This window comes from Kitasatospora sp. NPDC040550 (assembly GCF_055594965.1).
Genome location: NZ_JBVIWC010000043.1, coordinates 17887 through 31955 on the forward strand (window position 1 = coordinate 17887; position 14069 = coordinate 31955).

Here is a 14069-nt window from a genome sequence, read left to right on the forward strand (position 1 = left end):
GCGGAACCGGTCAGGCCGTCGGCGGGTGCGGCGGCTGCGGCGGAACGGGCGGGGCGACGGGCGGCGCGGGCGGTGCCGGCGGGACGGCCGGGGCCGGGGCCGGAGCCGGGGGCAGCGGGGCGGCGGCGGAGCCGATCACCGGGAGGTCCGGCAGGGTCGGCTCGTAGTCCTCGTAGTTGTCGTTCCCGGCGGCGGCCGCCGGCCTGATGACCTTGAGGTCCAGCGCGGTCGGCGTCTCCACGATCTCCGCCAGCGCGGCGGCGGACGGTTCGATCGGCAGCACGGCCACCGTGATGTTGTCGTGCCCGCCGGCCGCGACCGCGAACTTGACCAGGGTCTGGGCCGCCAGCAGGGGTTCGGTGCGGGCGTCCGGTCGGACGAAGTAGGCCAGGTCGGTGGCCGCCTCGGCGTAGTTCCACAGCCCGTCGGTGCAGATCAGCAGCACTCCGGGGACGTGCGGGGTGAAGTCGAGGGTGTGCGGCACGACCTCCTCGGCGTCGGCGCCGAGCCAGCCGGTGATCGCGTGGGCGCGCGGGTCGGCGTAGGCCTCGGCCTCGCCCATCAGTCCGGCCTCGACCATCCGGGCGGCCCAGGAGTCGTCCTGGGTGAGCCGGAAGGGTTCGGCGCCGGCCCGGTCGTCCGGGATCCAGTACGCCCGGGTGTCGCCCACCCAGCCGATGGTGACCCGGCCGCCGGCCGCTATGGCGCTGACGTAGGTGCAGGCGGGTGCGTTGACGTCGGGCCTGGTCGGGCCGGCGCCGTCGGTGGCGAGGTCGGCGACGGCCTTGGCGGCGTCCGCGATCGCCGCGCGCATCGCCCCCTCCGGGTCGCGGCCGGCCTCCAGGGAGGTCAGCAGGGACTCGGAGGCGGCGTCGACGGCGGTCTCCGAGGCCTCGTCCGGGCGGTCGGAGGAGGAGACGCCGTCGCACACCACGGCGACCACGACCGGCTCCCCGCCGGGCAGCGAGGTGGCGGCGACGGTGAAGGAGTCCTCGTTGCGGTGGTGGCGCACGCCGCGGTCGCTGACCCCGGCGACGCCCGCGAGCGCCTTCTCCATGTGGTCGCGCGGGCGCGGCTGGGCGCTCCCGCAGCCCTCGCAGTAACCGTCCTCGGTGACCCGCGCCTGCCCGCAGTTGACGCAGACCGGCCCGCGCTGCGGCGGCACGGCCTCGCCGCGGGCGGCGGCCCAGCTGGCGGGCATGGCGCCCGGGGCCGCCCGGCCGTCCCGGCCGGCCCCGCAGCGCCCGCAGTAGGCGTCGTCAAGGTCCATCGGCTCGGAACAGCTCGGGCACTCGGTCTGCTGCGGCATCGGCTACACCCACGTCCTGGGGCGGGCCCGGTTGGCCCGTTCCACCATCTCGATCCTGGTCTCGGCCCGGTCGGCCAACCGGGCGAGTACCCGGTAGGACTGTTCCAGGGCGAAGCGCAGTTCCCGCTCCACGGCGGGACGTCCGAGGACGACCAGGCCGGCGCCCTGCGGGGCGCCGGTCGAGCCGGCGCCGACCCAGCCGAGGGCCGCGCCGAGCACCTCGACCGAGAGCTCCTCGCGGCGGCGGTCGTCCAGGCGCAGGGCGGTCAGCTGGTCGGAGCCGGCCGCGAGGTCGACGGCGAGCGGGTCGGTGGCGGCCCGTTCGCGCAGCCGGGCGCGGACGGCGGCGATCCGGGCGGCGGTGTACTGGCTGGAGGTGGCCGGGACGGACTCCAGCACCCGCACCGCGCCGGGCCGGTCCTCCCCGGCGAGCCGGACCCGGGCCAGGCCGAAGGCGGCGCTGAGGTAGGCCTGGTCGGTGGTCCAGACGAGCCGGTAGAACTCGGCCGCGTCGCCGCCGTCGCCGAGCAGTTCGGCGCAGATGCCGAGGGCGAGCTTGGGGGCGGCCTCGCCCGGGAAGGCGTCGTAGACCGCGTCGAAGGCCTCGGCGGCCGCCCGCAGGCCGGGCTCGGCGGCGGCCCCGTCGGGGGCCTCGGCGGCTCCGACCAGGGCGACCAGGCCGCGGTACCAGACCACCCGCCAGTCGTCCGGGTGGTCCTGCTCCAGCTTCGCGAGCTCCCGCACGGCGGTGCCGTGGCGGCCGAGTTCGAGCAGGGCGCGCAGTTCGCGCAGCCGGCTCTCGACCGAGACGGCGGGGGCGCCGCCGAGGGCGGCGAGCGCCTCCTCGGGGTCGGTGGCGAGCAGGGTGGCGAGGAAGCCGGCGTTGGGGTCGCCCGGGTCGACCCGGGGGACGGGCAGCGCGAGGGCGGCGGCGGCCGGGTCGAGCCCGGCCACCCGGAGCCGGCCGGGCTGCTCGGTGGGCAGCACCAACTCGGTGTCCACGACGCGCAGTTCGGGGCCGAAGAGGGTGGACGGCGCGGGCCGGGGCCGTTCGTCCTGGAGGGCCAGGATCTCCCGCAGTACGCCGGTGAGCTGGTCGGCCATCTCCTCGGCGGAGGAGAACCGGCGGGCCGGGTCCGGGTCGGTGGCGCGGACCAGGAAGCGGTAGTAGGACTCGTACCTGGCGAAGACCTCGACGTCCTCGGGGCCGGGCAGCGAGTCGCGGTAGGTGGTGCTGTACCCCTGGAAGTCGAAGGTGAGCACCGCGAGGGTGCGGGCGACGGTGTAGAGGTCGGAGGCGGGGGAGGGGCCGTCGGTGGCGATCTCCGGGGCCTGGTAGCCGATGGTGCCGTAGATCGCGCCGTCGTCGTCGAAGCGGCGGACCGCGCCCATGTCGATGATCTTGAGCGTGTCGCCGCTCTGGATCACGTTGTCGATCTTGAAGTCGCAGTAGATCAGGCCCCGGCCGTGCAGGTAGCCCAGGGCCGGCAGCGCCTCCAGCGCGTACGCGATCGCCTGCTCGACCGGCAGCGGCTCGCGCCGGCCGTCCGGGGTGCGGCGGTCATTGGCGATGTCCTTGAGCGACTTGCCGCCGACGAACTCCATCACGATGTAGCCGTCGGTGGAGCCGGTGCGCAGGTCCGGGTGCTCGGCGAAGTTGATGATCCGGACGATGTTCGGGTGGTCCACCTCGGCCAGGAAGCGCCGCTCGGCGACGGCCGCGGCCAGCGCGTCCTCGTCCCCGGTGTCCAGCAGGCCCTTGAGCACCACCCACTTGTCGTTGACCCGCCGGTCCACCGCCAGGTAGATCCAGCCGAGCCCGCCGTGCGCCAGGCAGCCGACCACCTCGTACTGGCCGCCGACCAGGTCGCCGCGGCGCAGCTTGGGGGTGAAGGAGTACGGCGTGCCGCACTTGGTGCAGAAGCCGTCCGGGCGGCCCGGCCGGCCGTTCTTCTCCCGGCCCACCGGGGTCTCGCACTTGGAGCAGAACCGCTTGCGCTCCGGCACCTCCGGGTTCTCCAGCACCGCCTGCGAGGGGTCGGCCGTCTCCACGGTCGGCACGGTGACCAGGCCGGCGCCCAGCCGGTTGCGGGTGCCCGCGCTGACGCTGCCGCGGGTGGAGCGCACCGAGACCGAGCGGCTGCTGCCGGTGCGGGTCGAGCGGTGCGAGCGGGAGCGGCCGGACATCGACCGGGCGGAGCCGGTGCGGGCCGACAGCGAGCGGATCGAGGCGCTGGGGGCGGAGTCCGGGGTGACCCGGGCGGACGGCACGTAGGGCTGGGTGACGCCGGTGTCGCCGCCGGGCGGGGTCAGGCCGCACTCGTCGCAGTAGCCGTCCGGGTCGATGGTGCCCGAGCAGTCCCGCGGGCACGGCGAGCCGGGCCCGGCGGCGGTCGGCCCGGTGGCGGTCGGCGGGGCGGCGCCGGCGGCCGGGGGGACCGTGGTGGTCCCCACCGGGGTCAGCCCGCACTCGTCGCAGTAGCCGTCCGCATCGATGGTGCCGTTGCCGGAGCACTCCGGCCGCACGCACGTCTCGCCCATCAACCTCAGCCCCCCTGTACCTGTCCGTCGACCGGCGTCTGGCCGGCCGTTCCGTGTGCCTGCGCGCCCTCGGAGGCCTCGGCCTGGGCCGGGCGCAGCGACTGCTGGAAGCGGGCCACCGCGGCGGCCGCCGCCCGCAGGTCGCACGGCGCGCTCCAGAGCAGCCAGCGCGCCTTCTCGTACCGTTCGATCACTTCCGGGTCCTCGGCGACCCGCATCCGGGCCGCCATCGCCTTGTAGGCGTCCAGCCGGCCGCGCAGCTCGGCCCGAACGGCCAGCGGCTGGGTCACCTCGGTGAGCGAGTGCCGGGCCCGGGCCAGCTCCTTGGCGGCGGCGTCCTCCAGCGCGTCCAGCAGCGGTGCCAGCCGGCCCCACTGCCCGGCCTGGCGCAGGTCCAGGGCGGTGACGATCCGTTCGCGCAGCGCCGAGGCCGGGCCGGGCACCGCGGGCACGTCGCTGGAGGCTATCTTCGCCAGCACCTCGCCGCGGGCCCGGCGGGCCTCGGCCAGGGTGGCGTCGGCCCGCTGGAGCAGGTCGCCGACGCCCTGGAGGCGCTCCTCGGCGTCGTCGCGCAGCCGCAGCAGGTTCTCCAGCTCCAGCCGGACGCCGTCCAGGGCCCGCCCGGCCCGGTCGAAGCGCTCGGTGTCCACCACCCCGGCGGGGGAGGCGAAGGCCTCGCCGTCCGGGACGGTGCCGCGCTGGGCGGGCACCCGGGCCGGGCGCCACAGGGCCAGCGGGTCCTCGCGGACCTCGGTGCGCAGCTCGGTGAGGTCCCGTTCCAGCCCGGTCAGGTCGTCGCCCAGCGGGTGGCTGCCGGTGCGCACGCCGAGCGAGGCGGCCAGGGTGTGCACCCGGTGGAGTTCGGCCAGCAGCAGGTCGATCCGGGCCGGCAGCGCCGACCAGACCGCGTCGGCGGCGCTGACCACCTCCAGCACGGTGGCGTACCAGGAGTTCATCCGGGCCATCAGCGCGTCCAGGCTGACCCGCTCGACCAGCTTGGCGGGCGCGCCCAGCAGTTGCGGCCCGTCCGGCACGGCGCCGCCCGGGACGGTCACCGCGTCGCCCGTCAGCAGCTCGGTCAGCTCGGCGAGTTCGGGCCCGCCGGGCTTGGCCTTGCGGGCCCGGACGGCACGGGCCGAGGCGAGCGCCTCGGAGTAGCGGTCGAACAGCGCCCAGAGCAGCGGCAGCCCCTTGCCGGCGACGGACCAGCGCTCCAGGGTGCGGCCGGACAGCTCGGCGCCGTCCAGCAGCCGCAGGCCCGGGTGGTCCTGGAGGGCGAGCAGCGCCGACTCGACCGCGTCCCGCTCCGCGCCGAGGCGCGCGAGCGCGCGGTCCACCTCCTCCCGGCTCAGTACCGGGCCAGCCGATGCCGCCACCGCGGTGTCCTTCCTTCCTCGCGTGCGATCCCGCCCTGTGCGACGTGTGATCCCACGACAACCCCCGTGTCCACCACCGGTCTCCCCGTGGTGATCGTCCCGAACCCTAGCCGGTGGCCGTTCGGACGGTGCGGGCGCGGGGCGTCAAGACGGCGTCAACGCCCCGCGTCAGCGGTGCTCCGTGCGCGATGCGGCGCCCGGTCCGGTGCTCGGTTCGGTACGTGCCGCGGCACTTGCGTCGGTACGTGCTGCGGTACGTGCGTCGGTACTCGGTTCGGTGCTCAGTGCGGGACGGGCCAGTAGCGCTCGGCGTCGTTGAGCATGTACGGCTTCAACCAGCGGTCGTAGCTGCGCCCCCAGTCGCCGCTCGCGTGGTAGTCGGCCAGCACCTGGTTGACCCGCGCGGTGAGGTCCGGGCTGTCCTTGAGCATGGCGACGCCGATCACCTCGGGCTGCACGTCGCCGTCCACGATCCGCACGGTCTGGTCCTGCGCGGCCTGACCGGCCGCCAGGCCGTCGTCCGTCATGGTGGCGTCGACCTTGCCGAGCTGCATCAGGACCAGGCAGTCCAACTGGTTCTCGACCACTGTCAGCTGGGCCTTGGCGCCCTTCTTGACGCCCTTGGCCGGGTCCATCACGTCGGCGGCCGTCGAGCCCTTGGCGACGCAGACGTTCCTGCCGCCGATCGCCTCGTCCAGGTTCTTCGCCGGGGAGGTCTTCGGCACCAGCACCCGCTGGGAGATGCTGAAATACGGCTTGGAGAAGGCGACCTGCTCCATCCGCTTGCAGTTGACGGTCATGGTGCGGACGATCAGGTCGACCCGGCCCTTCTGCACGGCGTCGACCCGGTCGGCGGTGGCCACCGGCTTGAGCACCACCTTGTCCGGGTCGCCCATGATGGCGGTGCCGATCGCCCGGGCCAGGTCGATGTCGAAGCCCTCGATCTGGCCGGTGTTCGGGTTGCGGGCGCCCCAGCGGTAGCTGTTCTGGTCGACGCCGATCACCAGGCTGCGCTTGGCCTTGATGGCCTTCACCGCCGGGCCGTCCGCCGAACTCGGCGGCACGCTGCTGTAGATGTCGCAGGAGTCGGACTGGTCCTGGCTCTGCTGGGCGGCCTGCGGCGCGCTCGCGGTGGTCGCGGCGGTGGCCCCGGCCGGTGCGGCGCCGGAGGGGCCGCCCCCGCCGAGCACGGCCGCGCAGGCGGCCAGCACGGCCAGCGCGGCGGCGCTCCTGGTCGGTACGGTCGTGGTGCGCATGAGTGTCCGTTCCCCCTCTACCGGTACTCGGCGAGTCGTCGGCCCAGGCCGCGCAGCGCGGCGGCCGCGGCCACCAGGCCGAGCACCGCGGCGGCGACGGCCGCCAGCCTGAGGTCCCCGGCGGTGCCGTCGGCGTAGGCCGTGAACCGGGCCTGCTCGGCGTCGGCGGCCTGGGCCAGCGCCCGGTCGGTGGCGTTGAAGGCGGCGTCGGCGGTGGTGGTGGTGTCGGTGGCGGACACCGTCGCGTTCAGGGCGCCCTGGTAGTCGGCGTTGTCGACCTCGGCCGTGTGCGCGGTGCGGTAACGGTCCTGCCAGACGTCGTACTGGTCGGCGGCGGTGGCCAGCGACGGGCCCGCGGCGGCGGGGGCGAGGACCAGCGCGTGGGAGAGGGTGCCGGCCCGGTCGCGCATCGGGGTGCCCTTGCCGGCCGTCCCGGCGAGGCGCTTGGTGACGTCGTCGTACTGGGTGGCGTAGGTGGCGGTGGAGCCGCGCGCGACCAGGTTCAGGTTCTCCGCCAGGCGCGCCGTCAGTACGTCCACCCGGGCCGCGTTGAGGGCCTGCAGCGGGAAGGCCCCCTCCTGGTCGCTCTTCTTCAACGCCGAGCCGGTGGTCAGCCCGGCCACGGCGAGCCAGAGCGTCCCGGCCAGGACGGCGGCGGTGGCGCCCAGCAGGCCGACGTTGAACACCCGGTTGGTGCGCCGGAACAGGGTCAGCTGCACCCAGACCAGCGCGGCCAGGGTGAGCACCGCCAGGCCGTACGCGCCCCAGGGCGTCGACTGGGCCGCGGCGTAGTCGGTCACCAGCTCGTGGTTCTCGATGGTGTTCAGCTCGGCGGCGGCCGGCAGCAGGACGGTCTGCATCTGCTCGGAGGCGTACCGCAGGTAGGCGCCGCCGAGCGGGATGCCCTGCCGGTTGTCGGCCCGCGCGGATTCCACCAGACCGGCGTACACCGGGAGTTGCTGGTTCAGCCGGGCGAGTGAGTCCTGGGCCGGGGAGGTCGAGGTGGTCCGGGCGGCGGCCTGGGAGATCAGCTTGGCGGCCTGGGCGAGGTCCTGCTCGTAGCGGGCCCGCACGTCCTTGGGCTCGGCGCCGGCCAGCAGGAAGCCGGAGGCCGCGGTGGTGGCGGCGTCGGCCAGCGAGCGGTGGATCTCGGCGGCGTCCCGACTGAGCGGCTGACTGTACGAGACCACCCGGTCGGCGGCCTGCGCCCTGGTCTCCAACTGCCAGGCGGTGAGCCCGCCGAAGGCCACGGCCAGTACCGCGAGCACCACCCCGGCGATCCGCAGCCGGCCCGGGGGCGTGCGGGTGGCCTGGGCCAGCCGGGCGCGCAGGCCGCGCTCCGGCGCGGCGGCCCGGGGCTGCTTCGCGGGCGGTGCGGCGCCCGGTCCCGACCCGGTCGGACCGGGGAACGCGGCTCCCCGGGGTGCCGGGGCTCCCGGGGCCGCCGTCGGTGCGCCGAACGCCGCCGTCCCCGGTGCGGCCGGCGGCGTGCCCGGTCGTGCCGGGAACGCGGCGCCCGGTGCGCCGTTGCCTACTGGTGTCGCCACCCGCCTCATCCTCCCCTGGGGCCGACCCGTCTCCCCGGGCCCGACCGATGGCAGCAGTATGGCCGTGACTCCCTCCGGCCACACCTGACTTGCGCCGATCTTGAGCATGTCGTGCACGGTTTCCGCACGCTCCCGTACGTCTTGTGCCGATTGTCACCGGTTGTCACCGATCGCACCGGCCCGACGCAGGGGTGGCGCCCGCTGCGACGCCCGACGGGGCCCCCGTGGTTCCGCGCCGCGCGGCCGCCGGGCCCGGCACCCCCGTGCTCCGTACCATGGGCCCCATGCGACTGCTTGGAACGATCTCGCCCGACCGCCCGCTGCTCGTCGTCGCGGTCCGCGAGGAGGCCGCCCACCTCGACGACCGGCTGCCCGTGCTGCTCACCGGGATAGGGAAGGTCAACGCCACCGCGGCCCTGGCCACCGTGCTGGCGCAGGGCGAGCTCCCCTCCGAGGTGATCAACCTCGGCACGGCCGGCGCGCTGCGCCCCGGCTGGGAGGGCATGCACCACGTCGTCCAGGTGATCCAGCACGACCTGAACACCGCGGCCCTCCAGCACCTCACCGGCCGCAGCTACGGTGCCCCGCTGATGGTCGGCAAGGGCGAGGGCCCGGTGCTGGCCACCGGCGACCTGTTCGTCGACTCCCCGGAGGCCAAGGAGCGGCTCGCCGAGCACGCCGACCTGGTCGACATGGAGGGCTACGCCGTCGCCACCGTCGCCCACCGGGCCGGGGTGCCGGTGCGGCTGGTCAAGTACGTCAGCGACGAGGCCGGGGACGGCGCGGCCGGCAGCTGGCAGCAGTCGGTCGACGGCTGCGCCCGGCACCTGGCGGACTGGGTGCGCGCGCAGGGCTGGTGACGGGCCGTCGGGTCGGTCGGTTGGTTGGTCGGTCGGTTGGTTGGTCGGTCGGTTGGTCGGCGGGGCGCCGGGGCGCCGGTCCGGGTGGCTAGGGTGGCGCGGTGACCGAGAACACCGCGCCCAGCCCGCGCCCCGACGTCCGTCCGCCCTCGCTGAACGCCGATGAGCGGACCACCCTGCTGTCCTTCCTCGACTACCTGCGCGAGGCCGTGATCGGCAAGGTGGAGGACCTCTCCGACGAGGACGCCCGGCGGCCCGGGGTCGCCTCCGGCACCAGCCTGCTCTGGCTGGTGCAGCACCTGGCCGTGGTCGAGCACAACTGGTTCGAGTACGCGTACGGCGGGCTCGGGGAGCCGGCCCAGACGGCGGACGTCCCGTTGGCGGAGCTCTCCACGGCCTCGGCGGTCGCCACCTACCGGGACGCGATCGCCCGGTCGAACGCGGTGGTCGCGGCCGCCCCGGACCTCGACCGGCCGGGCGCGCGCTCGCTGCGGCCCGACGCGGCCGAAGGGCCGTCGCTGCGCTGGGTGCTGGTGCACATGATCGAGGAGACCGGGCGGCACGCCGGGCACGCGGACATCATCCGGGAGCAGTTGGACGGTGCCGTCGGGCGGTGAGGCCGGGGGGACCAGGGGGTGGGAGGGCGGTTCGCCCTCCCACCCCCTGCCGGTTCGTTCGCGGTCGCTCGCCGTCGGTTGCCCTCGGTCGCCGTCAGTCCCGGAAGGCCGAGAGGTCGAAGGCTGCCAGCCGCTCCTGGTCGGCGATCACGTCGATCTCGGTGATCACGCCGGCCCCGACGGTGAACGCCATGATCGACAGCGCCCGGCCGTTGTCGCCGATGACCACCGCGCCCGCGGTGCCGTTGACCAGCGCGGGGCGGGCGAACGGCGCCAGCTTGCCCCACATCGCGGCCTGCCCGGCCACCGCCCTGGCGCCGGTGAGCACCATGGTGTGGCGGGCCAGCACGGCGCCGCCGTCCGAGCGCAGCACCACGTCCGGGGCCAGCACGGCGACCAACGCCTCCAGGTCGCCGGTGCGGGAGGCGGCGAAGAAGGCGTCCACGGCCAGCCGCTGACGGCCCGGGTCCCGGTCGGGCGCGGGCTGCGCCTGCACCTTGCGGCGGGCCCGGCCGGCCAGTTGGCGGGTCGCCGCCGAGGTCTTCTCGATCAGCGGGGCGATCTCCTCGAACGGCACCGCGAACAGGTCGTGCAGCACGAAGGCGACCCGCTCGGCGGGCGACAGCGACTCCATCACCACCATCAGCGCCAGACCGACCGAGTCCGCGAGCATCACCTCCTGCTCCGGGTCGACCACCCCCTCCCGGCGCAGCAGTGGGTCCGGCAGCCGCTCGGGGCCGCTCGCGCCGTCCGGCCCGACCGGCTGGAGCGGCTCCTCCCGGCGGGCGGCGCGGTCGCGCAGCAGGTTCAGGCAGACCCGGGACACCACCGTGGTCAGCCAGCCGCCGAGGTTGGCCACCTCGGCCGTGTCGGTGCGGTCGTACCGCAGCCAGGCGTCCTGGAGCGCGTCGTCGGCCTCGCTGATCGAGCCGAGCATCCGGTAGGCGACCGCGCGCAGGTGTGGGCGGTGCTCCTCGAAGAGCGCGGTCCGGGCAGATCGCTCATCGCTTCCGACTGTTCCGTCCACCGTGTCACATTCCTTCGTCGCCTCGGGTCAGGGCAGCAGGAGCCACCCAACAACGGGGGCGGCGGGGAGATCAACTCCCGGCCCGGGGCGAAACGGAGACGATCATGACGAACGACCCGGTACTGGTCACCGGCGGCACCGGCACCCTGGGCCGGCAGGTCGTACCGCTGCTGCGCGCGGCGGGGCGGCCGGTGCGCGTGCTGAGCCGGCGGGAGCGGGCGGCGGAGGGCGGCCCGGTCGGGGGCGGCGTGACGTACGTGCGCGGCGACCTGCTCGGCGACGAGGCCGAGGCGGCCGCCCGGCTGGACGAGGCGCTCACGGGAGTCGGCACCGTGCTGCACCTCGCGGGCGGCCCCAAGGGCGACGACGAGGCCACCAGGCGGCTGGTCGCGGCCGCCCGGCGGGCCGGGGTGCGGCACCTGGTGTACATCTCGGTGATCGGCGCCGACAAGGTGCCGCTCGGCTACTTCCGCGCCAAGCACGCGGCCGAGGAGGCGGTGGCCGGCTCGGGCCTGCCCTACACCGTGCTGCGCGCCGCGCAGTTCCACGACCTGGCGTTCGCCGTGGTCGAGAAGATGGCCGGGCTGCCGCTCCTCCCGGCCCCCGGCGGGGTCCGCTGGCAGCCCGTGGACGTGCGCGAAGTCGCGGCCCGGCTGGTCGAGTTGGCGCTGGACGAGCCCGCCGGCCTGGTCCCGGACCTGGCCGGTCCGACGGTGTACGGGATGGACGAGCTGGCCCGGGCGTACCTGGCCGCGCGGGGCCGCAACCGCCGGCGGCTGCCCGTACGGGTGCCGGGCAAGGTCGGGCGCGCGTACCGGGCGGGGGCGAACCTCACCCTGGTCGGGGCCGAGCACGGGCGGCGAACCTGGGAGGACTACCTGGCGGAACGCCTGACGGCCTGAGGTGTCCGGGGTGCGCCGTAGGGTGTCCGGCATGTCGTTCCTCGATCGCCTGCGGGCGACCCCCGCCACCGTCGACTACCTGCTCTGGCCCGGGGACTGCTCCCTCGACGCCTACTCGCACGTGGAGGAGGTCGTGCTCGCCTCCGGCGAAGCCCTGGAGGAGGTCGCCAAGTGCGGTGCGGGCGGCACCTTCTTCCTCTGCGGCGAGGGCGGCGACGAACGCCCCGTCCTCTACGCCGACTCGGAGGGCGGCGCGGCGCTACTGGCCGTCGGGCTGGAGGAGCTGGTCCGGCTGCTGCTGGCGGTGCCGTGGTGGCGGGACTGCGTCCGGCTGACCGAGGAGGAGAGCGCGGAGGCGGCCGAGGACTACCTGGCCGACGAGCCCGACCTACTGGCCGACCGGGACGCGGCCGCGGCCGCGATCGGGCTCGAAGTCCCCACCGCGGCCGAGGCCTTGGCCCGCCTGCGCGAGGTCACCCTCGGCCTCGGCCCGTCGTACGTGCTGCTCAACGCCGTGGAGGGCAACGCCTACCAGTCGCTGTTCCGGCTCTGACCTGCCCGGCCCCGGAGCCGGCCGGCCAGTTCGCGGGCCACGGCGGCCTCCGGGGCGTCGGCGTCGTCCAGGTGTGCGAGCAGGCGCAGGACGGCGCGGTGTTCGCCCTGGGTGAGCCGGACCTGTGCGCCCGGGTGGGCGAGGTCCTCCGCGACGCCCCGGGCCAGGTCGGCCGTGCCGCGGGCGGGGCTGCCCGTCGACTGGATGACCGGGCCGTTGATGGTGACGTTGCCGACGATCTGGTTGACCATGCTTCCCCCCGCGATGAGTTGACGACCGGTCGGCAGCGTAGTCGGTCCGGAGGCGGTGCGGTCAGGGGCGGCGGCCGCGCCGCCTGGACCAGCCGGTGTCGGGGTCGTCGCCCGGGTGGCCCGAGTGACCAGAGTGACCCGGGTGACCCGAGTTGCCCGGGTGGCCCGGGTTGTTCACGGTGCCGGCGGAGGTGTGCCGGCCGGCCGGTCGGATCGTGATGACGTCCATGATGTGCCTTTCCCCGTAGTCGCATGCGTGCGCTCTGGCTCGCAGAACGCTATGGGCGGCCAGGGCGCTCCGCATCCGTACGGGTACTCAGCCGGGCTGAGTCGATTCGCCGTCGCGCCGGTCAGAGGAGGCGGCGCAGGAGGCGGGACTTGAGGGGGGTGAAGGGCGGGTAGGCGGGGCGGAGGGGGTCGGCGAGGAGGGGCTTGTCGAGGACGGACTTGGTGTGGCTGAAGGTGTCGATGGAGTGGGCGCCGTGGTACCGGCCGAGGCCGCTCTCGCCGACGCCGCCGAAGGGGAGCCCGGGGACGACGATGTGGGCGTTGGGGACGCCGAAGGCGAGGGCACCGGAGGAGGTCTCGGTGGTGAGGCGGCGCTTGGTGGTGTCGGAGGCGGTGAAGGCGTAGAGGGCGAGGGGCTTGTCGCGGGCGGTGATGAAGGCGATCGCGGCGTCCAGGTCGGGGACGCGGATGATCGGCAGGACGGGGCCGAAGATCTCCTCGCGCATCACCGGGGCGTCCGGGTCGACGTCGGCCAGGACGGTGGGGGCGAGGTAGCGGTCGGCGCGCTGGTGGTCGCCGCCGGTGACGATGCGGCCGTCGGCGAGCAGGGCGGTCAGCCGGTCGAAGTGGCGCTCGTTGACGATGCGGCCGTAGTCGGGGCTGCGCGCCGGGTCGGTGCCGTACATCTCGCGGACGGCGGCGGTGAGTTGGCGCTCGAGTTCGGTGGCGGTGTCGCCGATGGCGAGGACGTAGTCGGGGGCCACGCAGGTCTGGCCGGCGTTCATGAACTTGCCCCAGGCGATCCGGCGGGCGGCGGTGGCGAGGTCGGTGCCGGGCTCGACGACGACCGGGCTCTTGCCGCCCAACTCCAGGGTGACGGGGGTGAGGTGGCGGGCGGCGGCGGTCATGACGATGCGGGCGACGGTGCCGTTGCCGGTGTAGAAGACGTGGTCGAAGCGCTGTTCCAGCAGGGCGCTGGTCTCCGGCACGCCGCCCTCGACGACGGCGACGGCCTGCGGGTCGAGGGTGCGGGGCAGCCAGTGGGCGATGGCGGCGGAGGTGGCGGGGGCGAGCTCGCTGGGCTTGATCACCGCGCAGTTGCCCGCGGCGAGCGCGCCGACCAGCGGGGCCAGGGCGAGCTGGAGCGGGTAGTTCCACGGGCTGATGATCAGCACGGTGCCCAGGGGTTCGCGGACCGTCCGGGCCCGGGCGGGCTGCAGTGCGAGCGGGACGGGGATGCGGCGCGGGCGCAGCCAGCCGTCGAGGTGGCGCAGGGTGTGGTCGATCTCGTTGACCGTGAAGCCGATCTCGGTGGTGTAGGCCTCGGCGGCGCTCTTGCCGAGGTCGGCGTGGAGGGCCGCGGTGAAGACGGCCTCCTGGTCGACCAGCAGGCGGCGCAGCGCGCGGAGTTGGGCCTTGCGCCAGGTGAGGGGCTTGGTGCGGCCGGTGGCGAAGGCGGCGTGCAGGCGGGCGGCGGTCGCGGCGGGGCCTTCGGCGGGGCCGGTGGCGGGGGTGGCTTCGGCGGAGGCGGGCGCGGCTGTGGGCGTGGCTTCGGCAGAGAGGCTCATGCCGTCGAGCATAAACGAAACGAAACGATTTCGT

12 protein-coding genes are annotated in these 14069 nt (G+C 75.1%); 4 read left to right on the top strand and 8 right to left on the bottom strand.

Annotated elements, in window-relative coordinates:
• Positions 1 to 10 precede the first annotated feature (10 nt).
• From ACZ58X_RS37945 to ACZ58X_RS37965, 5 genes are all read right to left on the bottom strand, one after another.
• Entirely contained in the window at positions 11 to 1309 is a 1299-nt protein-coding gene (locus ACZ58X_RS37945; RefSeq protein ID WP_470338126.1) for a protein phosphatase 2C domain-containing protein, read from the bottom strand.
• Between the two features lie 3 nt (positions 1310 to 1312).
• Complete coding sequence (locus tag ACZ58X_RS37950; protein WP_470338127.1) at positions 1313 to 3850, bottom strand: serine/threonine-protein kinase; 2538 nt, start codon at positions 3848 to 3850, stop codon at positions 1313 to 1315.
• 5 nt (positions 3851 to 3855) lie between these two features.
• A complete protein-coding gene (locus ACZ58X_RS37955) occupies positions 3856 to 5226 on the bottom strand; it encodes a hypothetical protein (protein ID WP_470338128.1) in 1371 nt (456 codons plus the stop codon).
• A 281-nt stretch (positions 5227 to 5507) separates the two neighbouring features.
• Positions 5508 to 6482 carry a glutamate ABC transporter substrate-binding protein gene (locus tag ACZ58X_RS37960; protein WP_470338129.1) on the bottom strand — a complete coding sequence of 325 codons (975 nt, stop codon included), beginning with the start codon at positions 6480 to 6482 and terminating at the stop codon, positions 5508 to 5510.
• 17 nt (positions 6483 to 6499) lie between these two features.
• Positions 6500 to 8029, bottom strand: coding sequence for a hypothetical protein (locus tag ACZ58X_RS37965; RefSeq protein WP_470338130.1), 1530 nt, complete (start codon positions 8027 to 8029; stop codon positions 6500 to 6502).
• Positions 8030 to 8313: 284 nt separating this feature from the next.
• Here ACZ58X_RS37965 and ACZ58X_RS37970 point away from each other — a divergent pair, with 284 nt between their 5' ends.
• Together ACZ58X_RS37970 and ACZ58X_RS37975 are read left to right on the top strand one after the other, a co-directional pair.
• Entirely contained in the window at positions 8314 to 8889 is a 576-nt protein-coding gene (locus ACZ58X_RS37970; RefSeq protein ID WP_470338131.1) for a nucleosidase, read from the top strand.
• Between the two features lie 101 nt (positions 8890 to 8990).
• Positions 8991 to 9506: a DinB family protein gene (locus ACZ58X_RS37975; RefSeq protein WP_470338132.1), complete on the top strand. Its 516-nt coding sequence runs from the start codon at positions 8991 to 8993 to the stop codon at positions 9504 to 9506.
• Between the two features lie 94 nt (positions 9507 to 9600).
• Here the strand turns inward: ACZ58X_RS37975 and ACZ58X_RS37980 are convergent, their stop codons facing one another.
• Complete coding sequence (locus tag ACZ58X_RS37980) at positions 9601 to 10533, bottom strand: sigma-70 family RNA polymerase sigma factor (protein ID WP_470338133.1); 933 nt, start codon at positions 10531 to 10533, stop codon at positions 9601 to 9603.
• A gap of 104 nt (positions 10534 to 10637) precedes the next feature.
• Here ACZ58X_RS37980 and ACZ58X_RS37985 point away from each other — a divergent pair, with 104 nt between their 5' ends.
• Positions 10638 to 11435, top strand: coding sequence for an SDR family oxidoreductase (locus ACZ58X_RS37985; RefSeq protein WP_470338134.1), 798 nt, complete (start codon positions 10638 to 10640; stop codon positions 11433 to 11435).
• 31 nt (positions 11436 to 11466) lie between these two features.
• Positions 11467 to 11988 carry a hypothetical protein gene (locus tag ACZ58X_RS37990; protein WP_470338135.1) on the top strand — a complete coding sequence of 174 codons (522 nt, stop codon included), beginning with the start codon at positions 11467 to 11469 and terminating at the stop codon, positions 11986 to 11988.
• Here the strand turns inward: ACZ58X_RS37990 and ACZ58X_RS37995 are convergent.
• Complete coding sequence (locus tag ACZ58X_RS37995; protein ID WP_470338136.1) at positions 11964 to 12239, bottom strand: hypothetical protein; 276 nt, start codon at positions 12237 to 12239, stop codon at positions 11964 to 11966. The genes ACZ58X_RS37990 and ACZ58X_RS37995 overlap by 25 nt on opposite strands.
• 350 nt (positions 12240 to 12589) lie before the next feature.
• Positions 12590 to 14035: an aldehyde dehydrogenase family protein gene (locus ACZ58X_RS38000; protein WP_470338137.1), complete on the bottom strand. Its 1446-nt coding sequence runs from the start codon at positions 14033 to 14035 to the stop codon at positions 12590 to 12592.
• Positions 14036 to 14069 lie beyond the last annotated feature (34 nt).